The following is a 22,815-nucleotide window of genomic DNA, read 5'->3' as shown; positions in this document are numbered from 1 at the left end:
CGATCTTGATCATTTTTTTTATCCGAGCAGCTTGTAGATGCAGGGGGTGGCGGCTTCGAGAATGCTGTAGTGGTCGGCCTGCAGCGCCTGGCCGGCGAACGACTGTCCGCACCATCGGCGCCAATGCGTCTCGCTGGCCGCGTTGTCCTGGGTGTGCAGCAGGTTCACGGGGCTGTTGACCCCGTTCCGGGGGGCATACGTGGACAGCGCCTGTTGGTTGGCCGCGAAGACCGCCAGGCGCCGCTCCAGTTGGGCGTCGTCCAGGCTGTCCGGGATCAGGCCGGTGCGGCGGGCCGCCGCGACGGTCGCCGCGTCCCGGTCCGGTTGCGCCATGAGCTGGCTCAGGCGCTCGGCCGAGAACGGCAGGTCCATCGACAGCGAACGGGCCAGATCCACCAGGTAGGCGCCCAGCGGCCACGCCTGGGCCGGCGACGCCAGGCCCGGGGCAGGCGCGTCGATCAGCAGCAACCGGCGCACGGGCTGGTCGTGCATTTCGAGCTGGCGCGCCATTTCGAAGGCGATCACACCGCCCATCGACCAGCCGCCCAAGTAGTACGGCCCGGTCGGCTGCACCCGGCGCATCTGCTCGATGTAGGCCGTGGCCAGCGCTTCGATGCTGTCGCCGGGCGAGGTGCCTTCTTCGAGCCCGGCGGACTGGAACGCATGGACGGTGAAGTCGTCGGGCAACAGGTGCGCCAGCCGGATGTAGGGCGACACGGTTCCGCCCACGGCATGCACCAGGAACAGGTGCTTGCTCCCGCCTTCCTTAAGCTGCATGCGTGTCGAGCTGCGTTCGGCATCGCCCTGGCTGATCTTGCGCACAAAGGCTCCCAGGTCCGCCGACTCGAACACCTGTCGCACCTCGGCCGCGAGGCCGAGTTCCCGGTTGACCTGATCGACCATCTTCATGGCCAGCAGCGAATGACCGCCTTTCTCGAAGAAGTTGTCGTTCAGGCCGATCGCGTCGAGCTTGAGGGTCGACTTCCAGATGTGGGCCACGCTCTTTTCCAGTGCCGTGGCCGGCGCTTGCGTCGACGGCTCGCTCTGCCGGGGCGTGCCCGCCAGGGCGGACAGTGCTTGCCGGTCGACTTTGCCGTTGTGCAGCAGCGGCAGTCGCTCAACGAAGCTGAAGCTCATGTCCGCCATGTGGCCGGGCAGGGTGCGGGACAGGAAGTCCCGCAGTTCGGCGGCGCTCGGCTGCGCGCCGGCGACGCACACCAGGTGGGCGGTGAGGCCGCAAGCGTCGCCGCCATGGGTTTGCACGCCGACCACGGCCTGGCTGACGAGCGGGTGCGCGCACAGCTGCATTTCGATTTCGCCCAGCTCTATACGCATGCCGCGCAGCTTGATCTGCTGGTCGTTGCGGCCCAGGTACTCGATGTCGCCGCTGGCAAGGTAACGGGCCTTGTCGCCGGTCAGGTACATGCGGCTGCCCGGCGCGCCGTAGGGGTCGGGAATGAATCGCTCAGCGGTCAGTTCCGGCCGGTTGAGGTAGCCGCGCGAGAGCTGCACGCCGGCGATGTACAGGTCGCCGGTCACGCCGACGGGCACCGGTTGCAGACGGGCATCGAGCAGATAGGTGCGGGTATTGGCCACTGGCCGGCCGATCGGCACGGCATGGCGGCTTTCGTCGGGGCTGCATGGCCAGAAGGTGACGTCGATCGCCGCCTCGGTCGGCCCGTACAGGTTGTGCAGCGCGGTCGCCGGAAAGCGTGCGAAGAAGTCATTCTGCACCGCCGTGGACAAAGCCTCGCCGCTGCTGAACACCTGGCGCAGCGTGCGGCAATGGCCGGCCTGGGTATACGCCATGTAGGCACTGAGCATCGAAGGCACGAAGTGCGCCGTGGTGATCCCATGCCGTTCGATGAACGCTTCGAGGTAGCGCGGGTCTTTGTGCCCATCGGGGCGGGCCACCAGCAGTCGGGCACCGACGCTCAGCGGCCAGAAGAACTCCCAGACCGAGACATCGAACGAGAACGGCGTCTTTTGCAGGACCTTGTCCGCAGCGTCCAGCGGGTATTGGGCCTGCATCCACTGAATGCGGTTGATGATCGCCTGATGGGTGTTCAGCGAACCTTTCGGCTTGCCGGTGGAACCGGAGGTATAGATGCAGTAGGCCAGGCCCAACGGATCGACCGTCCGCTGCGGATTGCTGCGCGGCAGCTCGGCCAGCCGCGCGGCGTCTGCGTCCAGGCACACCTGCCGGTAGGCACGCAGCGGTGCGCGCGCCTGCAAGGCCTGTTGGGTCAGCACGATCACCGGCGCCGCATCGGCCAGCAGGTAGGCGACCCGCTCGTCGGGGTAGTCCGGGTCGACCGGCACGTAGGCGGCCCCCGCCTTCAGGATGCCCAGCAAGCCGATGGTCATCTCCAGGCTTCTGTGGGCGTGCACCGCGACCAGGTCATCGTTCTTCACGCCCTGGTCGATCAGGTAGCGGGCCAGTTGGTTGGCCCGCTCGTTGAGCTGGCGGTAGCTGAGCGATTGCGTTTCGAAGGTGAGCGCTACGGCGTCGGGCGTGCGCTCGACCTGGCGCTCGAACAGCTGATGCAGCGCGGCCACGGGCTCGTAATCCACCTCGGTGGCGTTCCACTGCTCAAGCATCTCGTGCCTTTGCGCGGCAGACAGCAGCGGGAGGCTGGCGATTGTCTGTTCCGGATCGTCCACCGCAGCGCAGGCCAGGTTGACCAAATGGCTGGCCATGCGCTCGATGCTGGCGGCGTCGAACAGGTCGCGGTTGTATTCCCAGCGCATCTGGTAGCCCTGGTCCGAGGGCGTCAGTTCCAGGCTCAGGTCGAACTTGGCGGTGGTCGTCCCGATGTCGAACGGTGCGACTTCCACACCCGGCAGTTGCAGGGCCTGCGGGACGGTGTTCTGCAGCACGAACAGCACCTGGAACAACGGCGGGCGGCTCAGGTCCCGAGGCAGCTCCAGGGCCTCGACGACTTTCTCGAACGGCAGGTCCTGGTTGGCGTAGGCGCCGAGGGTGGTCTGGCGGATCTGATCGAGCAACGCGCTGAAGCTCGGGTTGCCTTCCAGCCGGGTGCGCAAGGCCAGGGTGTTGACGAACAGGCCGATCAGCGGCTCGACCTCGGCCCGGGTGCGGTTGGCGATCGGGGTGCCGACGACGATGTCGTGCTGGCCGCTGTAGCGGGCCAGCAGCAGGTTGAACAGGGCCAGCAGGGTCATGAACGGCGTGGCGCCGTGCCGTTGGCCCAAGGCGTCGATCTGCCCGGACAGCTGACGGCCCAGCGACAGGCTGAGCGCGTGCCCGCGGTAGGTCTGGATCGCCGGGCGCGGCCGGTCGGTCGGCAGGTCAAGGCTGGCGGGGGCGTGGGCCAGCTGTTTGCGCCAATAGTCCGCCTGCGCCGCGAACACGCGGGGCGCCTGCCACTGGCGCTGCCAGGCGGCGTAGTCGGCGTACTGGATCTCCAGCGGCGGCAAGGACGCCGGCTGTCCCTGGGCGAAGTCTTGGTAGAGCGCCATGACCTCGCGGCTGAGCACGGCGATGGACCAGCCGTCGCTGATGATGTGATGCAGGGTGAACAGCAAGACATGCCGTTGCTCGCCGAGCTGCAGCAGGGTGGTGCGCAGCAACGGGCCCAGCTCAAGAGAGAACAGATGCCCGGCTTCGGCCTCGGCCAGGCGGCGGGCCTCTTCGAGCGGTTGCCCGTGCTGGCGCAGATCGAGGCAGGTCAGCGCGGCCGGGCCGGCCGGATGAACTTTCGCCAGCACCTGTCCGTCGCTGTCGAGGGCGAAGGTGGTGCGCAGCGGTTCGTGACGCGCGGTCAGCTCGGTCAGGCAGCGTTGCAGCAGCGTTCGGTCCAGCGCTCCGTTGAGCTCCAGGGCCAGCGCGATGTTGTAGGCGGCGCTGGAGCGCTCGAGCCGGTTCAGGAAGAACAGGCGCTCCTGCGCGAAAGACGCGCTCCTCGCACCGGGGCCGGCATGGGCCGCGGGGATCGCCTGGCCGTTGGCCGCCGGGCTTTGGCCCAGCCGCGGCAGCAGTTGTTCGATGGTCGGGGTCTCGAACAGCGTGCGCAGGGCCAGGTCCACTTGCAGTTGCCGGCGGATGCGCGACACCACTTGGGTCGCCAGCAGCGAATGTCCGCCGAGGGCGAAGAAGTCATCGGTGACGCCGACCCGCGGCAGGTTCAGGACATCGGCCCAGATCTGCGCCAGTTGGCGCTCGCCGTCATTGCGGGGGGCGACGTGGTCGTCTTCCAGCGCTTCGTGCTGGGGACGCGGCAAGGAACGCTTGTCGACCTTGCCGCTGGGGGTCAGCGGCAAGGTGTCGAGGCAGACGAAGGCGCTGGGGACCATGTAGTCCGGCAGGCGTTGCTTGAGCTGTTCCCGGAGCGCAGCGATGTCCAGCGTATCGCCACCCTTGGCGACCAGATAACCCACCAGTTTCTTCAGGCCCGGACGGTCCTCCCTGACCGTGGCCGCCGCAGCGGCCACGCCGTCGAGGGTCATCAGGGCCTGTTCCACTTCGGCCAGCTCGATGCGGAAACCGCGGATCTTGACCTGGTGGTCGGAGCGTCCCAGGTACTCGATGTTGCCGTCCGGCAGATAGCGTGCGACGTCGCCGGTCTTGTACATCCGCGCCCCCGGCGCCGGGCTGTGGGGGTTGGGGATGAAGCGTTCGGCGGTGATGTCCGTGCGCTCCCAGTAGCAGCGCGCCAGGTGGATGCCGGCGATGTAGAGGTCACCGCGCACGCCCACGGGCACCGGCTCCAGGTCGGCGTCGAGCACGTACATCTGGGAGTTGAACAGCGGTTTGCCGATCGGGGGCAGCGCCGGCCACTGCGTCGGGTCGCCGGTGAGACGGTAGCCGGTGACGAAATGCGACTCGGTGGGGCCGTACTGGTTGTGCAGCAACGCGGCGGGCAGCTTCTGGAACAGTTCGACGACTTCCTGGGTGATCTGCAGTTGCTCGCCGCCGCAGACGATTTCCCGGAGGCAAGCCAACTGATCGAGATCGGCGGCGGCGTCGGCGATCCCTTGCAAGGCCACGAACGGGATGAACAGCCGGGCAATGCGTTGCCGCTCGATGAGTTCGAGCAGCAGCACCGGATCCTTGCGGGTCTCTTCGCTGACCATCACCAGCGTGCCGCCGCTGGCCCAGGTGGAAAAGAACTCGTCGAAGCTGACGTCGAAACTCAGGGGCGAGAATTGCAGCGTGTTGTCGCCTTGGCCCAGTTGCGACTCGGTGAGTTGCCATTGCACCAGGTTGGTCAGCATCTCGTGGGTCAATGCTGCGCCCTTGGGCTGGCCGGTCGAGCCCGAGGTGTAGATCACATAGCACAGGCTCAGCAGGTGTTGCGGCTGGCTTGGGTTGACCGACGGCTCGTTCCAGGCGTCGTCGCAGCGGTCCATGCAGACCAGGGTTTCGCAGCAGCCCTCGACGCGGTGGCGCAGGCTGGTGAGGGTGACGATGAGGTCGGCCCGGGCATCCTGGGCCATGAAGCGCAGGCGCTCGGTCGGATAGCTTGGGTCCATGGGCACGCACACCGCACCGGCCTTGAGGATGCCGAGAATCGCGACCGGTACGTGCAGCGAGCGCTCCAGGCAGATGCCCACCAGGGTGTCAGGCGTGACACCGGCGCGTTGCAGGTAGCGGGCGAACTGGTTGGAGCGCGCTTCCAGTTGGCGGTAGCTCAGTGATTCGTCGCCGAAGACCGCCGCCGGCAGGTCGGCGCAACGCTCGGCCATTTCCGTGAACAGACTGTGCACCGGCAGCGGACGGAAAGCCTGCTGCGTCGCGTTCCAGCCGTGGAGCAACTGCTGTTTGTCCGCCTCGGTGATCATCGCGATCCGCCGCAGCGGCTGGTCTGGCGCCGCCACGGCCGAACGGGCCAGGGTCTCGAAGTGGCTGGCCATGCGTTCCACGGTCGCGGCGTCGAAGAGGTCGCAGTTGTATTCCCAGCGCATGCGGTAGCCCTGGTCCGACGGCGTCAGCTCCAGGGTCAGGTCGAATTTGGCGGTGGTCGCCTCGACCGCCAGCTGCGCGATCTCAAGGCCCGGCAACGTGAACGCCTCGGTCGGCGCGTTCTGCAGCACGAACATCACCTGGAACAACGGCGAGCGGCTCATGTCCCGGGGCAGTTCCAGGGCCTCGACGACTTTCTCGAACGGCACGTCCTGATTGGCGTAGGCGCCGAGGGTGGTCTGGCGGACTTGCTCAAGCAACGCGCTGAAGCTCGGGTTGCCTTCCAGCCGGGTGCGCAGGGCCAGGGTGTTGACGAACAGGCCGATCAGCGGCTCGACCTCGGCCCGGGTGCGGTTGGCGATCGGGGTGCCGACGACGATGTCGTGCTGGCCGCTGTAGCGGGCCAGCAGCAGGTTGAACAGGGCCAGCAGGGTCATGAACGGCGTGGCGCCGTGGCGCTGGCCCAAGGCATCGATCTGCCCGGACACTTGCGCGTCCAGCGACCGCTGGATCACGTGCCCGCGGTAGGTCTGGATCGCCGGCCGCACGCGGTCGGTGGGCAGCTCCAGGGTGGTGGGGGCGTTGGCCAGGTGCTCGCGCCAGAAGGCGGTCTGGGGTTCGAACTCGATGGGGGCCTGCCATTGACGCTGCCAGAAGGCGTAGTCGCTGTACTGGATCTCCAGCGCCGGCAGCGGGGATGGCTGGCCTTGGGCGAAGGCCCGGTACAGGGCCATGACTTCCCGGGCCAGCAGGGCGATGGACCAGCCGTCGCCGACGATGTGGTGCAAGGTGAACAGCAAGGCATGCCGTTGCTCGCCGAGCTGCAGCAGGGTGGTGCGCAGCAACGGCCCTTGTTCGAGCGCGAACAGTTGCCGGGCCTCGGCCTCCGCCAGGCGGCGGGCCTCTTCGAGCGGTTGCCCGTGCTGGCGCAGATCGAGGCAGGCCAGCGCGGCGGGAGCGGCCGGATGGACCTGCGCCTGGGCCTTGCCGTTCTCGTCGAGGATGAACGTGGTGCGCAGGCTGGCGTGACGCTGGATGAGCGTATCCAGACAGCGCTGCAGCACCGCTGCGTCCAGCGGGCCGTTCAGCTCCAGGGCCAGCGCGATGTTGTAGGCCGCGCTGTCAGGTTCGAAATGGCTGAGGAAGAACAGGCGTTCCTGGGCGAAGGACAACGGCTGCAGCGTCTGCGGCAGCGTGTAGGCGAGGATCGGCGGGCTCTCTCGGCCCGCCTGCGCGTCGAGGTTGTCGACCAGTTGGGCGATGGTCGGCGTTTCGAACAGGCTGCGGACCGGGATGTCGATCTTCAGGTGCTTGCGCATCCGGGAGATGACCTGGGTCGCGAGCAGCGAGTGCCCGCCCAGTTCGAAGAAGTTGTCGGTGACGGCGATGTCCTGCCGCTTGAGGACCTGTTGCCAGATGTCGGCGATGGCCTTTTCCAGGGGCGTGGAGGGCGGCTGGCCCGCTGCCGTCCGGGCGGTCGGCTCCGGTGCGGGGAGGCGCTTGCGGTCGATCTTGCCGTTGGGGGTCAACGGCAGCTGTTCGAGCGCCACGAAATGGTTGGGGATCATGTAGCCGGGCAAGGTCAGCCCCAGGTGCTGGCGCATGATCGCCGGATCCAGCGTGTGGCCCTCGGCAAGGCGCAGGTAGGCCACGATCTGCCGCTCGCCGGGCACGTCCTCCCGAACGGCGACCACGGCCTGGAGCACCGCGGGGTGGCGATCCAGCTGCTGCTCGATTTCCCCCAGCTCGATGCGGAACCCGCGCACCTTGACCTGGTTGTCGATCCGTCCGAGGAACTCGATGTCACCGTTGGCCAGCCAGCGAACCAGGTCGCCGGTCTTGTACAGCCGTGCGCCCGGCTCGCTGGCGTACGGATCGGGGACGAACTTCTGGGCGGTCAGTTCGGCGCGGTTCAGGTAGCCGCGGCTGACCCCTTCGCCACCGATGTGCAGTTCGCCCGGGCTGCCGATGGCGCACAGGTGGCCGCTTTCATCGAGGATCCGCAGCACCGTGTTGGCGATCGGTTCGCCGATCGGGCAGTGGGTCGAGGTCACCCGGCCGACGGCCGACCAGATGGTGGTTTCGGTCGGCCCGTACATGTTCCACAACGACTCGGTGCGTTGCAGCAGTTTGTCCGCCAGCTCCGGCGCCAGGGCCTCGCCGCCGCACAGGGCCTTGAGCTTGAGCGTGCTCGGCCAACCGGCTTCGAGCATCAGCCAGTAGGTCGAGGGCGTGGCCTGGATGACCGTCGCGTCATGGGCCATCGCCAGCTTGATCAGCGCATGCCCGTCCGCCGCCGCCTCGCGCTCGGCCAGAACGATGCTGGCGCCGCTCACCAGCGGCAAGAACAGCTCCAGGACACTGATATCGAATGAAATGGAGGTCACCGCCAGCAAGCGATCCGTTGCGCCGATGCCGGGCTTCGCCGTCATCGAGCGGAGGAAATTGACCACCGCGCGATGGGGCACCTGAACGCCTTTGGGCAGGCCGGTGGAGCCCGAGGTGTAGATCACGTAAGCGGTGTTCAGGGCCGCGACGGGAGGACGGGTGACGACGGCGGCCCGGTTCGGATCGAGGTCCTCCAGGGTCACGACGGCGGACGCGTGCCCGGCGAAGGCTTCGGCGTGCTGGCGCTCGGTCAGCAAGATCGGCGCCTGCGAGTCCTGGAGCATGTGCAGCAGGCGGGCGTGCGGGTAGGCAGGATCCATGGGGACATAGGCGGCCCCGGCCATCCAGGTGCCGAGCAAGGCCGCCACCATGCCGACGGAGCGGTCCAGGCACACGGCCACGCAGCTGTCCGGCCCGGCGCCCAGCTCCAGCAGGTGCGCGGCGATGGCTTGGGCCTGCTGTTCGAGCTGGCGATAGCTCACGTGCTGTCCGGCGCAGACGATGGCCGTGGCGTCGGGTGTCAGCCGTGCCTGATCGAGGAACAGGTCGTGTACGCAGCGCTCGGCCGACAGGGCGAATCCGGCGTCGGGCTGGGGCGCCAGCCGGGACAGGCGCTCCGCCGGCGGCAGCAGTTCCAGGTCACCGATGGGGCGGCCCGGGTCGGCGATGATGGACGCCAGCAAGACGTGCAGGTAGCTGCTCAGACGCTCGATGCTGTCCCGGTCGTACAGCGCGGTGCGGTACTCGAAGAAGCCGCCCAGCACGCCGTCGCGCATGTGCATTTCCAGCGACAGGTCGAACTTGGCGAAGCGGCTGTTCTGGGGCAGCACGCTCGCGGTGGTGGCGTCGAGCGTCAGCGCCTGGGCGATGTCCTGGTTGAAGAAGGAGAACATCACCTGGAACAGCGGTGAGTGGTTGAGCTCGCGGGTAGGGCACAAGGCTTCCACCAGCCGCTCGAACGGCACGTCCTGATGCTCGTCGGCATCGAGCAGGCGCGATTGGGCCTGTTTCAGGTAGTCGGCGAAGGGTTGTCCGGCACCGACCTGGCTACGGAACACCAGGGTGTTGACGAAGAAACCGATCAGCGCCTGAGTCTGCGCGTCGTTACGGTTGGCGACCGGATAACCGACGCTGATGTCGGCTTGGTTGCTCACGCGGAACAGCAGGCTGTTGAACGCACAGAGCAGCGTGGCGAACAGGGTCGCCTGGTGGCGCTGGCTGAGCTGCTGGAGGCGCTCCGTCAGGTCGCGGGGCAACTCGAAATGCACCCGCTCGCCGGCGTGGTCCAGGCGAGGCGGGCGAGGGCGGTCGCTCGGCAGCTCCAGCACGCCCGGCGCCCCTTCGAGCCGGCTCGCCCAGTAGTCGAGCTGGGCCTGGAGGGTTTCGCCCTGCAGCCAGTCCCGTTGCCAGTGGGCGTAGTCGGCGTAGTGCACCTCAAGTTCCGGCAGGACGGGATCGTCGCCGCGCAGCCGGGCGTTGTAGAGCGCGCTCAACTCGTTGAGCAGCAGCGTCATGGACCACCCGTCGGAGACGATGTGGTGCAGGGTCAGCAGCAAGATGTGCTCGTGGGGGCCGACCCTGATCGCGCTGGCGCGGATCAGCGGGGCCTGGGCCAGGTCGAAGGGCTTGGCCGCTTCTTCATCGATGTACTGCTGCAGTGTTAGGTGCCGGTCATGCAACGCTTGCAGGTCGATGCACTCGATCCGCACCGGTGCGTGGTGCTCGATGACCTGCACCGGCAGGTCGTCGGCCACGTCAAAGCGGGTGCGCAATGCCTCGTGGCGTGCGATGACCGCATTGAGGCTGTGTTCGAGCGCGTCGAGGCGCAGCGGGCCCTCGATCCGGCAGGCCGCCGGTATGTTGTACAGGCCAGTGCCCGGCTCATATTGCTCAAGAAACCACAGACGCTGTTGAGCGAAGGAGGTACTGAATTGATCTGACGACATGACTCACACTCTCATCTGGTTTCTTGTGCAGGGCGTTTGCGGTGCCTGGGGCACCTCCGGGCCTTGGCGGGCGAGGCCAAGGCCCGGATCGGCGTTCAAGGCATTGCTCAGTCGACGGCCTGGTTGCGCGCCAGGCGCTTGATCGGCGGTGCCGATGCGCGCGGCGTGCGTTTCTGTGCGTCGAGCCAGGCCGCCATGGCTGCCACCGTCGGCGACTCGAAGAGCACCTTCAGCGGCGGGCTCAGCGCGAACAGCGCCTGGGTTCTGGCGAGGATCTGTGTGGCCAGCAACGAATGCCCGCCCAGCTCGAAGAAGCTGTCGTTGACCCCGATCCGGGGAACCTTCAGCACGTCTTGCCAGATCTCGGCCAGTGCCGTTTCGGTGGCCGTGCCGGGCGCGACGTAGCGTTCGTCCGAAGAGGCCAGGCGCACGTCCGTGGCCGGCAGCGCCTGGCGGTCGATCTTGCCGTTGGCGTTCAGCGGCAGGGCATCGAGCACCACGAAGAAACTCGGCACCATGTAGTCGGGCAAGGTCTTGGCCAGGTGCTGGCGCAAACGGGCGCTGTCGGCCTCGCTGGCGTCGGCGGCGACGAACGCCACCAGGCAGGGGGCGCCGCTGGCATCGTCGCGGGGCACGACCACGGCCTCGCGCACGGCGGGGAAGTCGAGCAGGGCGTTTTCGATTTCCCCCAGCTCGATGCGGAAGCCGCGGATCTTGATCTGATGGTCGCTGCGGCCCAGGTACTGGATATCACCCGAAGGCAGGTAGCGCCCGCGGTCCCCGGTGAGGTACATGCGCCCGCCGTCGGCACCGTGCGGGTCGGGCAGGAAGCGCTCGGCGGTCAGGTCGGGACGCCCCAGGTAGCCACGGGCGAGCTGCACCCCGGCGATGTAGAGGTCGCCGATGACCCCGACCGGCACGGGCGCCAAGGCTTCGTCCAGGATGTACATCCGCGTGTTGGCCACCGGCCGGCCGATCGGCACCAGTGCGTGGCGATAGTCGGGCTGGCATTGCCAGTAGGTGACGTCCACGGCCGCTTCGGTGGGGCCGTACAGGTTGTGCAGCCGGGCTTGCGGGTAGCGGGCGAGAAACTGGTTGGCCACCGTGACGGGCAGCGCCTCGCCGCTGCTGAACACCAAACGCAACGGGCTGGCGTGCGGGGCGTTCCCGGCGGCGAGAAAGGCCTGCAGCATCGAGGGCACGAAGTGCAGGGTGGTCACGCCCTGGGCCTGGATGACCTCCATCAGGTAGGCCGGATCCTTGTGCCCCTCGGGCTTGGCGATGACCAGCCGGGCACCGTGCAGCAGCGTCCAGAAAAATTCCCAGACCGAGACATCGAAGGCGAAGGGGGTCTTCTGCAGCACCCGGTCATCGCTGGACAGGCCGTACTGTTCCTGCATCCACAGCAAGCGGTTGACCACGGCGGCATGGCTGTTCATCGCCCCTTTCGGACGGCCCGTCGAACCCGAGGTGTAGATGCAGTACGCCAGGCATTGGGCGTCGCCGCGTTGCAGGTTGCCGGTGGGCTGGCGGGCGATCAGCGCCTGATCGGTGTCCAGCCACAGGGTCGGCAATGCATGCGCGGGCAGGCAGTGCCGTAGGCTTTCCTCGGAGACCAGCACCACAGGCTTGGCGTCTTCGAGCATGTAGGCCAGGCGTTCGGCCGGGTAGTGCGGGTCGAGGGGGACGTAGGCGCCGCCGGCCTTGAGGATCGCCAGCAGGCCGATGACCATTTGCGGGCCGCGCTCCAGGCACAAAGCGACCAACGAATCAGGCGTGACCCCGCAGCCGACCAGGTGGTGGGCCAACTGGTTGGCCGAGGCGTTGAGCTGGGCGTAACTCAACTGTTGCCCCTCGAAGACCAGGGCAATGGCGTCGGGGCTGCGTTCGGCCTGCGCCTCGAACAGGGCGTGCAGGGTTTTCCCCGTCGGGTAGTCCCTGGCGGTGTCGTTCCATTGCTGCGTCAGCCGTTGCTTCTCGCTGTCGCGCAAAAGGGGCAGGTGGCCGACCGGCACCTGCGGCCGGGTGGTGGCGCCGTCGAGCAACAGGAGGTAGTGATCCAGCAGGCGCTCGACGCTCTGCGCGCTGTAGAGCCCGGTGTTGTACTCGCACGCGAGTTCCAGGCGGCCGCCCGCGTTGTGCACTTCGATCTTCAGCTCGAAAGCGGCGTGGTGGATGCTGCCGGCGTGATGACCGGTGAGGCTGATGCGGCGGTCCTCCGGGCCGGCCTGGCGTGGCGGGGTCTGGGCCAGTTCGCTGTGGAAATTCATCACCACCTGGGCATAGGGCGTGCCGGTCGCCTGCCGGGAGGGCACCAGATGCTTGAGGATCAGCTCGAAGGGAATCTGCTGGTCGTAGGTGCTCAGCAAGCGCTGCGCGGTGCTTTCCAGCAGTGCGGCGAAACACACGTCGGCCGGCACACGGCTGCGCAGCGGAACCACGTTGATGAAGTTGCCCACCAGGCCTTCGGTGCCTTGCGGGCGGTTCGCGGACATCACCCCGAGGCACAGGTCATCCTGCCCGGTCATGCGCTGCAGCAGCACCGTCATGGCGCTGAGCAAGACCATGAACAGCGTCGCGTCATGGCGCTGCGCGAAGGTTTCGAGCTGACGGGCGAGCGCCGGCGGCACCTCGACCGTTTTCACCGCGCCTTCCTGGGTGTGGCCGTCCTGACGCGCAAAATCGGTCGGCAGATCCAGCGCGGTCGGGACGCCCGACAAGTGCTCCCGCCAGAACGCCAGGCGTTGTTCGAGCCACTGGCCGCTCAGGTGCTGCTGCTCCCAGACGGCGTAGTCGGCATAGTCGATGGCCTGCGGCGGCAACGCGACGGCATGGCCGCGCGCGAGCGCGTCGTAGATCGCCAGGAACTCCCTCTCCAGCACTTGGCTCGACCAGCCATCGCAAATGATGTGGTGCAGGGTCAGCAGCAGCACATGCCGTTGCGGCGCACTGCGCAGCAGGCACGCCCGGATCAGCGGCCCCTGGGAGAGGTTGAAGGGGCGGTGGGCTTCGCGGCGGATGGCGTCGTCGATGTCGGCCGGTCGGCTCAGGTCGATCCGCTCAAGGGGAATGTGCAGCGCCGGGAGGATCCGTTGCCGCAGCACACCGCCTTCGCTGTCGAACAGGGTGCGCAGCGGCATGTGGCGCTCCACCAGCGTGTCCAGCGTCTGCTGGACGATCTGCGGATCCACCGGGCCCTCGATGTCCAACGCCAGGGGCAATGAGTAGAACGGGTTTTCCGGTTGGTATTGGTCGAGGAACCAGAAGCGCTGCTGGGCATAGGACAACGGCAACGGATCGTTGCCCGTTGCGCGGACGATGGCGGGCAGGGCGGGGGCCGAATGCGCCGATGCGCTGGCGATGGCGCGGGCCATGGCGCGCAGGGTGGGCGAGTGGAAAAGCGTGCTCAGCGGCAGTTCGACGTCGAACCGCTTGCGCACCTCCAGCATCATCTGCGTGGCCAGCAGGGAGTGTCCGCCCAACTGAAAGAAGCTGTCGCTGCTGGAAATCTCCGGCCGATCCAGCGTGGCTTGCCAGATCGCCGACAGCGCCGCCTCGATGTCGGCCAGCGCCGGATCGTCCTGGGCTTCCTGGTCGTCGGCCCGGTCTTGCCGGTGCCAGGCCCAAACGGTCTTGATGGCAGCATCCTGGAACAGCTGTCGGCAGCGGGTGCGCTGGATCTTGCCGCTGGACGTGCGGGGAATGGCGCCGGTCTTGACCAGCAGCAGCGCCGACAGGTCGAAGACCTCATGCCGCTCGGCCAGCTCCGCCTGCAACCGGGCCACCAGCGTGTCGGTGTCGGGCTGATGTCGCGCTTCCAGCTCCTGCACCACCACCAACTGGGTGGACTCGCCGTCCTCGATGGAGAAGGCCGCGCAACCGTTGGCGCGGAATGCCGGGTCCAGGGCTTCGACCGTGATTTCGATGTCCTGGGGGTAGATGTTGCGGCCGCTGAAGATCATCACTTCCTTCAGGCGACCGGTGATGTACAGCTCGCCCTCGCTGACGAAACCCAGGTCGCCGGTGCGGAACCAGCGCGCATCGTCATCCGTGGCGCGGGTGTGAAACACGCGGCTTTCTTCTTCGCGGCGCCAGTAGCCCCGGGCGGTCGACGGCCCGCTGATCCAGACTTCGCCCACCTGTTCCGGGCCGAGCCGGACGGCGGTCTGCGGATGGAAGATCGCCAGTTGGTGGTCGGCGGTGACCACGGTGCCGGTGGCGACGACTTCCACGGCGTCCGCGGCGTGCGGCTGGGGTTCCACCCGGCCGCTTTCAAGGGCGCTTTTGCTGATGCTGCGGATCTTCGGCAGTTGCCCGGCGGCAGTGCGGGTGTTGGCGCTCACCAGCAACACTGACTCCGCCATGCCGTAGGCGGGAATCATCGACTGCGGTTGCAGCCCGCACTCGGCAAACGCTTCCACGAACGAGCGCAAGGTCGCCGGACGGATGCGTTCGGCGCCGTTGACCGCGATGTCCAGGCAACTCAGGTCGATGGACTGCTTCTGCGCCGCGCTGATGCGCTGCACGCACAGCTGGAAGGCGAAGTTGGGCCCGCCGGTGACCCGGGCACGGTAGTCGGCGATCAGTTTCAGCCAGCGGAACGGGCGCATCACGAACGCCGCCGGCGGGAACTGCACGCAGTGGCTGGCCAGGTAGACCGGCAGGATGATGGCGCCGATCAGGCCGAAGTCGTGATGCGGGGGCAGCCATGAAACGAAGACATCCTGCTCGCGGATCCCGTAGGTGCGCTTCGACAGTTCGACGTTGGCCAACAGGTTCGCGTTGCTGACCATCACGCCTTTCGGGGCGCCGGTCGAACCGGAAGTGTATTGCAGGAACACAATGTCGCTCGCCACGGTCGGCGGGTGCTGCCAGTGCTCGCTGGCATCGTCCAGGGTGTCGCTGGCCAGCCACGTGAGGCCGGTCAGCGGGCAGTCCGCCTCGCTGTCCGCCGTCATGCGGTCAAGGGCGCCGGACACCTTGTCGAGGGTCAGGGCGAGGGCAGGTTGCGAGTCGACCGCCAGCAGTTGCAGGCGCGGCAGGGTCTTGGCGTTGGCCGGCGACAGGGCCGGCACCGCGATGACACCGGCATAGACGCAGGCATAGAACGCGATGATGTATTCCAGGCACGGCGGATACACCAGCAGCACCCGGTCGCCCGGGCGGGTCAGGCGCTGCAGGTGCGCCGCCAGGCTGCGGGCCTTGTGGTCCAGTTGGGCGTAGGTCAGCGAGCCGCTGACCGAATCCCCGTCATCCAGGTAGGTGAACGCCAGGCGTTCGGCGCTCGGCTCGCCTGGCGAGGCCCTGAACCGGACGACATCGAGGAGGGTGGCGAAGGTGTGCATCGGGGACTTGTCCATGTCACGGCTCTGAAGAATTCGCGGTTTCGTTGAGGAGCGTGGTACGGCGGCGCACGGCCGCCTTCAGCTCATTGAGGCGCCTGGGCGGCGCGCTCTGCCCTCAGTTGGGCCGAGCGTTGCGGAAACATCAAAGGTGCATTGAGGTAGTGCGAGTACGGCACGGTGTGGCGGTCGCTGGGCAGATCCTTGGTCAGCTCGGGCAGCTTCAGCCAATGCACGCCCGGCTTGTAGTGATGTTCCTGGTGGTAGCCGAGATTGAAGGTCAGCCAGTTGTAGAGCTTGCCGTAGCAGCTGACCGAGTCGCGCTTGGGGTCGAAGGGGTCGGTGGCGCCCCAGTGCTGGAAGTAGTTCTCGCCCTGGCGCAGGCTGTCGATCAGGTAGGTGACCGGGATGAAATAAAAGAAGAAGAACTGCCAGTCGGTCAGGCACAGCACCAGACGGAACAGGAACCAGGCCGCCAGGTCGTACTTCGCCGCTTTCAGCTTCGACGGCTCCAGCAGTTTCTTCAGCGCCCGGACACCCAGTTCAGGGTCGTCGGGCGAGGCCAGCGCCGCGACGCGTTCCAGGGGCCAGTGCTTGAGCAGGATCAGCAGGACGAAATACTTAAGGCCCACCGATTCGAGAACGAACAGGCCGAAGTTGACGAGTTGCCCGGGCAATGAGCGCTTGAGGCCGAGGATGCGCAGGATGGACGTGTCGTTCCACGACTGGTGGGTGACATGGTGAATGCCGTGCCCGATGTTGTAGGGCGTCTTGGGCGCTTCCGTCATGGAAAAGCCCATCCGCACCAGGGTGTTCATCCAGCGGATGCGAAAGAACGGGGTGTGGTAGTGGTTATGGTTGGCGCCGGCATTCTGCAAGGACAAGGCGAACAGCACAGGCACCATGGCCAGCAGCGCGATCAGGGAAAGGTGTTCGTAGTTCAGGGCCAGCAGCCAATAGACGGCGATCTGGAACGGAATCACCAGGCAGCATGCAAGATCCCAGTACGAGTACCTGAAGACTTTACTTTGAAGCATGTCCACTCCTTGTGTGGCGCCTTTTCGCGAGACAACGTTGCCCGATGCCGTTCGCTGATGAGGCAGCGGCATGATCGAAGAAGGGCAGAAGTTGCGAGAAGAGGTTCCATCCTGGCAGGGGCACGGTCCGTTAAGGCGAGCCCTGGGTATTTATGAGCCGCCGACATGTGAACCGCTGCCGGCGGCAAGTGTTGTAGCTCTATTATCTGAATCCGCGTGAGAGGTTTTTTGCTTTTTTTGCCGTCATGACAAAGGCTTCGGGATTTTTATTTCTCTTTTGGCGGACAAAAAAGAGAAAAAAATCAGTTCGGTTTTCTCGCCCAGCAAACACGGGCATTTGCCCGATGCGCGACGTTCGGTCGGCTGGGTGGCCCGGTTTTTGTGACGGCCGGTTTTTCCCCTATTCTTGCGCACGCTCGCCCCATCCGACCCGCCGTGCGGGCGCCATGGCGGCACCGGCGATGCCCGCCGCACCCTTCAAACAGTGTTTTTACGGAAGCCATTCATGACGGACTTTGACGCGCTGAGTATTGCCCAGATGGCACGGGCCATTCGTGAGGGACACGTCACCAGCCGACAGCTTGTCGAGTTCTATCTGCGCCGCATCGCCGAGCGCAACGGATCGATCAACGCCATCGTCCAGCCGGCCGATCCGGCCCGGTTGCTCGAACAGGCGCAGGCGGCGGACCGCAGGGTCGCGGCGGGAGAGGCGCTGGGGCCGTTGCATGGCGTGCCCATCACCATCAAGGACGTCTGTCATGTCGAGGGCTTCAAGATGTCCTGCGGCATGCCCGAATGGCACGGCGCACCGAGCCCGGCCGATGCCACCGTGGTGCGGCGGCTGCGCGAGGCCGGGGCGCTGATCCTGGGGATCACCAATGTCCCGGAGCTGTGCATGTCCTTCGAGACGGAAAACTTCCTGTACGGACGCACCCTCAACCCCTTCGACCTGTCCAGAAGCCCCGGCGGCAGCAGCGGTGGGGAAGCCGCCGGCATCGCCGCAGGTTGCAGCCCGGCAGGATTGGGTTCGGATGCCGGGGGCAGCCTGCGCATCCCGGCGCATTTCAACGGCGTGTGCGGGTTCAAGCTGACCCAGGGCCGTGTCCCCCTGACCGGTCAATACCCGGTGGAGCGTACCGGCCTGATCCACATGACATCGGCCTATGGCGTCATGGGGCGCTACGTGGATGACATCAAGCTGCTGGGGCAACTGATCGCCGGGGCGGACGGCCATGACCCGGACACCGTCGACGTACCGTTCGAGGATGACCTGCCCCTCGCCAAGGCACGGGTCGCGCTGTTCCATGAGCTGCCGGGCGTGACGGTGCGCGCTTCGGTGCGCGATGCGCTGCAACGGGTCGCCGGCCTGTTGGAGCCGCAGGTCGGGCAAGTGAGCCAGGTCGCGCCGCCGGGCATGGAGCAGGCCTGCGATAGCCTGTGGAACATCTTCCTTTCCGGTGGCGATGCCGCCCGGGCCTGGGACAAATTCCTGCCCAGCCTTGGGCGCGACAAATTCTCGGCATGCCTGGAGGGCCTGGTGCAGGCGAGCAGGGAGACGGAACTGAGCGTCGATCAGTTCAAGGTCGACCTGGCCTACATCAATACCTTCCGCCGCGGCCTCAGCAGTTTCTTCCGCGACCACGACGTGCTGATCTGCCCGGTCTTCCCGGACGTCGCGTTCAAGCCGGGCGAATCGCTGGACGGCCGCTCACGGTACGGCTACGTGTTCCCCTTCAGCCTCTCCGGTTCGCCCGTGGTGGTGCTGCCGGTGGGGCTCGACCCGGAACTGGGCCTGCCGATCGGCCTCCAGATCATCGGCCCTCACTGGAAGGAACAGCGCCTCTTGGCGCTGGCCGCGCTGCTTGAACGCCAGCTTGCGCGGTGGCGGCCGGCGGTTTTTGGCGAGGTTTGAAAACGTGGGCGGCCTCCAGGGGGCTGGAGGCTGGGGAGGAGTGATGGAGGGTGTTCAGAGGCTGTCCGGATCGCCGAAGAACATCTGAATCCTCGACCGCAACCAACGCTCGCCCGGGTCGTTGTCCTGCGAGCCGCGCCAGGCCATGTGCAGTTCGAAGGTGCGGGTGGGCAGTGGCGGGTCTTCGGCCCGGACGCCGCCGGCGGCGGTGAGGGCGTCGGCGGTGTAGTCCGGCACGGTGGCGACGATGTCAGTGCCGGCCAGCAGGGTGCTCAGGCCGTTGAACTGCGGCACGGCCAGCACCACGTGGCGCTTGCGGCCGAGCTTTTCCAGTTCCTCGTCGATGAAGCCGCTGAGGTCGCCGGCGAACGACACCAATGCGTGCGGGCGCGCGCAGTAGTCGTCCAGGCTCAACGGCCCCGGCACGGTGTCGGCGCGCAGCAGTTTCGGCTGGCTGCGGCGCAGCACCTTGCGTTTTGCGTTGGCCGGCAGGTCGGTGGTGTAGCTGACGCCGATGGAGATTTCGCCGGACGCCAGCAGGCTCGGCATCAGGATGTAGTTGACCCGGCGCACCACCAGCACGATGCCCGGTGCTTCGGCGCGCAGGCGTTTGAGCAGCATGGGCAGCAGGGCGAATTCGACGTCGTCCGACAGCCCGATGCGGAACACCGACGTGCTGGTGGCCGGATCGAACTCGGCCGCACGGCTGACCGCCGTGGAGATCGAGTCCAGGGCCGGGGAGAGCAGGGCGAAGATTTCCACGGCGCGGGCGGACGGTTCCATGCTCCGGCCGGTGCGCACGAACAGCGGATCGTCGAACAGGCCACGCAGGCGCGAGAGCGCGGCGCTGATGGCCGGCTGGCCGAGGAACAGTTTTTCCGCGGCGCGGGTCACGCTGCGTTCGTGCATCAGCGTTTCGAAAACGATCAACAGGTTCAGGTCGACACGACGCAGGTCATTACGATTCATCTGGAGTCCTGGCAGAGTCATCAAGCTTGACGAGAGCGACCATATGAGAACAATGGCCGGCATGAATAGTACGGGGAAAGGCTGGTACTCTGCACCGGAAAATTGAGCTTTACTGAGCGGGTTCCGGTCTTACGCTCATGGATTCTGCCAATGCCGCCCATGCTGCGGAATCAATGACAGGCATGTCGACTATTAATGGCCGCTGATGGTCTTGGCCGGAAAGCCCAGATAGAGTTCAGGGCATTAGAGGTTACTTTGACGAGGTTTGCGATGTCCCGCACGATCCGTTTTCACAAGTTTGGTCCGGCCGAGGTGCTCAAGTGCGAAGAGCATGCGGCCGCTCAGCCAGGTCCTGGCGAAGTGCAGGTGCGCGTCGAGGCGATCGGCATCAGTTGGTACGACACCTTGTGGCGCCAGAACCTGGCGTCGTCCCAGGCCCGCCTGCCTTCGGGCCTGGGCCATGAAATGGCCGGCGTGGTCACGGCCGTCGGCGAAGGCATCGAGGACCTGGCGGTGGGCGACAAGGTCGCAAGCTTCCCGGCCGAGAGCCCCAACGACTACCCGGTCTACGGTGAGCTGATCGTGATGCCGCGCACCGCGCTGACCCGCTATCCGGACGTGCTCACGCCGATCGAGGCCAGCGTCCACTACACGCCGCTGCTGATCGCCTATTTCGCCTACATGGACCTGGCGCGGGTCAAGCCCGGGCAGTTCGCCCTGGTCACCGACGCCAGCCACTGCGCGGGGCCTTCCTTTGTCCAGCTGGGCAAGGCGCTGGGCGTCAAGGTGATCGCCGCGACCAAGACGGCCGAAGAGCGTGAATACCTGTTGTCGCTGGGGGCCGAGAAGGTCATCGTCACCGAAGAGGAAGACCTGTTGACCCGCGTCAACAAGATCACCGACAACCGTGGCGTCGAGATGGTGTTCGACGGCCTCGGCGGTCCGCAGATGTCGTTGCTCGGCGATGTGCTGGCGCCGCGCGGCAGCCTGGTGCTGTATGGCCTGCAGGGCGGCAACCAGACGCCGTTCCCGGCCTGTGCCGCCTTTCAGAAGAACATCCAGTTCTTCGTGCACTGCATCGGCAACTTCACCGGCAAGCCTGAGCTGGGCATCAAGCAGGACGGCGACGCGCTGCAGCGGGCCCTGCGCGACATCAACCAGTTCACCGCCGACCGCGTGCTGGTGCCGCTCAAGACCCGGGTGTTCCCGTTCGACCAATTCGTCGAGGCCCACCGCTACATGGATGAGTGCCCTTGCCGCGAACGCGTGGCCCTGCAGGTCGAAACGGCCTGATCTTCAAGCCCAGGAGTCCGTGCCGCCACGGACTCCTTCCTTTGCTTCACGCCCCTGGCCGGACTCTCACCGGCGTCTGCCCGCAACCGTTCAGCAACTGAACCGGTTTTTGCCTGGGATCTGTATCTTCTAATCGTCCTTCAAGCCCTGATAATTGAATGATTACTTTCATCTCAAGGAATGAGCCATGGCTGTGCATTCTGTTTTTTCTGGGCGAATACTCTTGTTTGTCTTTTTGCGATATGCCGATTCTTGTTTAAAAGTTGTAGGCGGGTTGCAAAAAGCATTCTTTATTTCTTGTGGTCACTGTTTGTGGGACTGCGTAAGAAGTTTCCTAGGACTCTCTTTTGCTTCCGGAAAACCCTTGCGGCCCTTGGCCTGCGCTGGTTTCATGGGGTGAGCGGCACTCAAGTGTTTCAAATAACTACGAAATCTTAAGTGTTAGGATTCAGCGTCTATTTATTAGTGATCCATTATTCCGTGCCACTGAGTTTGGCGGCGGGGTATGAAACTTTTCTGCACCGGGTAAGAGACCGATGAGCACAATCCATGATCAGGCAATGAATTATGTCTACCAGCAAGTGCTGCAACGCTTGTTGAGTTTTTTCTCCCGCGCAGAACGCACGGCGCTGCAACTTCTTATTCAACGGCTCGTCGTCGCGGCCGGCGGCAGCGAGCGCATCGGCGAGTTCAAGGTGCTGGCCGTCCAGACCGGCACCCGTGACAGTTGCTACGCCCTGGCGATGCTGCGGGCCGCTCAGTTGAGCATCGCCGGGCGCGCGCCGGCCACCTTTCAGCTGCGGGTGGCGACCTTGCGCTACGAAGGCAATGACCTGGCCGCGCTCGAAAACATGCACCGCAGCCATGCCGCGCTGTTTCTCTGCGACGATCCGCGGGTCGAGCTGCTGATGGTCGATCACCGCGAGGTGATGCCTTTCGATCACCAGGCGCCCATCAGCGAAGGCGGCAGTGAGGCCAACCGCATCAATCTGCTGATGGTGGGGCACCGCCGGACCTGGAACGAGGCGCTGGAGCTGTGGGACGACCGCTACCTGGCGACGGCGGAGTTCCATGGGCAGGTGGCGCGCTGGAACAACGGCGTCGATGTGCTGGCCGGCTGCGACTCCGCCGCGCGCCAGAGGCGCTTCATCGACGGGCTGGACCGTGCGGTGCGCAAGGTCGGCATCGGGCCGCTGGCGGACAACTCGGGCAGCTACGATCAATTGTTCGCGCTGCTCGACGGCCTCGACGGCGACTGCTACCGCCGGCTCTACACCGAGCCCGAGCGCATGCCCTGGCGTCCGGAAGGGCAGTTCGAGGCCTGCCGGCGCACGGTGTTCATCGACGTCCACGACATGCTCGTCGCCAAGCTCGATGACCGTTGGCCCCTGCTCAGCGAGTTCCTCGGGTTCAAGGCGGACGAATGGTCCGCGGCGCTGTTCGACGACGAATGCCCGGATCCGCTGGTGGCCGCTTACCTGTGCGGCCTCCAGGCCCGGTTCGTGGAAGGGCACAGCTACGAGGCCGGCGTCCAGGCGTTTGTGCAGCGCAGCCTGGCGGCCATGCGGCGCCGACAGGTGCCGGAACCGGTCTGTGAGCATCTGGCCGCGACCTTCGCCAAGCCCCAGGGGTATGAAGAGTTGAGGCAAAAGGCCCTGGCCGGCCTGCAGGCGCGTTTCGGGCTCAACGAAAACCAGATCGTCTGCCTGCTGTTTGCGCCGTTCACCGACAGCGGCGCAGGCCTTGAGCGTTTCCTGCGGGCCTGCCACCCCGGCATGCTGGTGGCGATTCCGGATCTGCACCGCGCGATGCAGGGCCTGCACGCGCCGGAGCAGGTGTTGCAGTGGATGACGGAGGTCAGCGGATTGCCCGTCAGGCTCATCGGCCGGCTGTATGCCATGGAGCCCGTCCCGGCGCTACCGCAGCGGCCGCTTGAAACGGCGTCGCCGACGAGTGACGACGCGTTCGGGGGCGACCGCTCCCAGGAACGTTAGGATGGGCG

7 protein-coding genes are annotated in these 22,815 nt (G+C 66.2%); 3 read left to right on the top strand and 4 right to left on the bottom strand.

Features of this window, described 5'->3' with window-relative positions; genetic code table 11:
• Nucleotides 1-18: 18 nt before the first annotated feature.
• The 3 genes from CAG33_RS17500 to CAG33_RS17490 all read right to left on the bottom strand — a co-directional run bounded on the left by CAG33_RS17500 (nucleotide 19) and on the right by CAG33_RS17490 (nucleotide 16,639).
• Nucleotides 19-10,260 (bottom strand): non-ribosomal peptide synthetase, encoded by a 10,242-nt coding sequence (locus CAG33_RS17500; RefSeq protein ID WP_085639679.1) that lies wholly within the window; start codon nucleotides 10,258-10,260, stop codon nucleotides 19-21.
• A gap of 107 nt (nucleotides 10,261-10,367) precedes the next feature.
• A complete protein-coding gene (locus CAG33_RS17495; RefSeq protein ID WP_085639675.1) occupies nucleotides 10,368-15,620 on the bottom strand; it encodes a non-ribosomal peptide synthetase in 5,253 nt (1,750 codons plus the stop codon).
• A 68-nt stretch (nucleotides 15,621-15,688) separates the two neighbouring features.
• Nucleotides 15,689-16,639 (bottom strand): fatty acid desaturase, encoded by a 951-nt coding sequence (locus CAG33_RS17490; protein WP_085632468.1) that lies wholly within the window; start codon nucleotides 16,637-16,639, stop codon nucleotides 15,689-15,691.
• A gap of 505 nt (nucleotides 16,640-17,144) precedes the next feature.
• Between CAG33_RS17490 and CAG33_RS17485 the strand changes: the two genes are divergently transcribed.
• Complete coding sequence (locus tag CAG33_RS17485) at nucleotides 17,145-18,551, top strand: amidase (RefSeq protein WP_085632470.1); 1,407 nt, start codon at nucleotides 17,145-17,147, stop codon at nucleotides 18,549-18,551.
• A gap of 54 nt (nucleotides 18,552-18,605) precedes the next feature.
• On the opposite strand, the gene CAG33_RS17480 is transcribed toward CAG33_RS17485, so the two are convergent.
• Nucleotides 18,606-19,520, bottom strand: a complete 915-nt coding sequence (locus CAG33_RS17480) for a LysR family transcriptional regulator (RefSeq protein ID WP_085583163.1) — start codon at nucleotides 19,518-19,520, stop codon at nucleotides 18,606-18,608.
• Nucleotides 19,521-19,790: 270 nt separating this feature from the next.
• On the opposite strand from CAG33_RS17480, the gene CAG33_RS17475 reads away from it, so the two are divergent.
• Nucleotides 19,791-20,813 carry a zinc-dependent alcohol dehydrogenase family protein gene (locus CAG33_RS17475; protein WP_085583161.1) on the top strand — a complete coding sequence of 341 codons (1,023 nt, stop codon included), beginning with the start codon at nucleotides 19,791-19,793 and terminating at the stop codon, nucleotides 20,811-20,813.
• Nucleotides 20,814-21,349: 536 nt separating this feature from the next.
• Nucleotides 21,350-22,807 (top strand): hypothetical protein, encoded by a 1,458-nt coding sequence (locus CAG33_RS17470; protein WP_085639672.1) that lies wholly within the window; start codon nucleotides 21,350-21,352, stop codon nucleotides 22,805-22,807.
• Nucleotides 22,808-22,815: the final 8 nt, after the last annotated feature.

The sequence above is a fragment of the Pseudomonas sp. B3(2017) genome, assembly GCF_002113595.1.
Lineage (GTDB): Bacteria > Pseudomonadota > Gammaproteobacteria > Pseudomonadales > Pseudomonadaceae > Aquipseudomonas > Aquipseudomonas ekonensis.
Note: the sequence above shows the minus strand (reverse complement) of the source record. Positions and strands in the feature narration are given on the sequence as shown.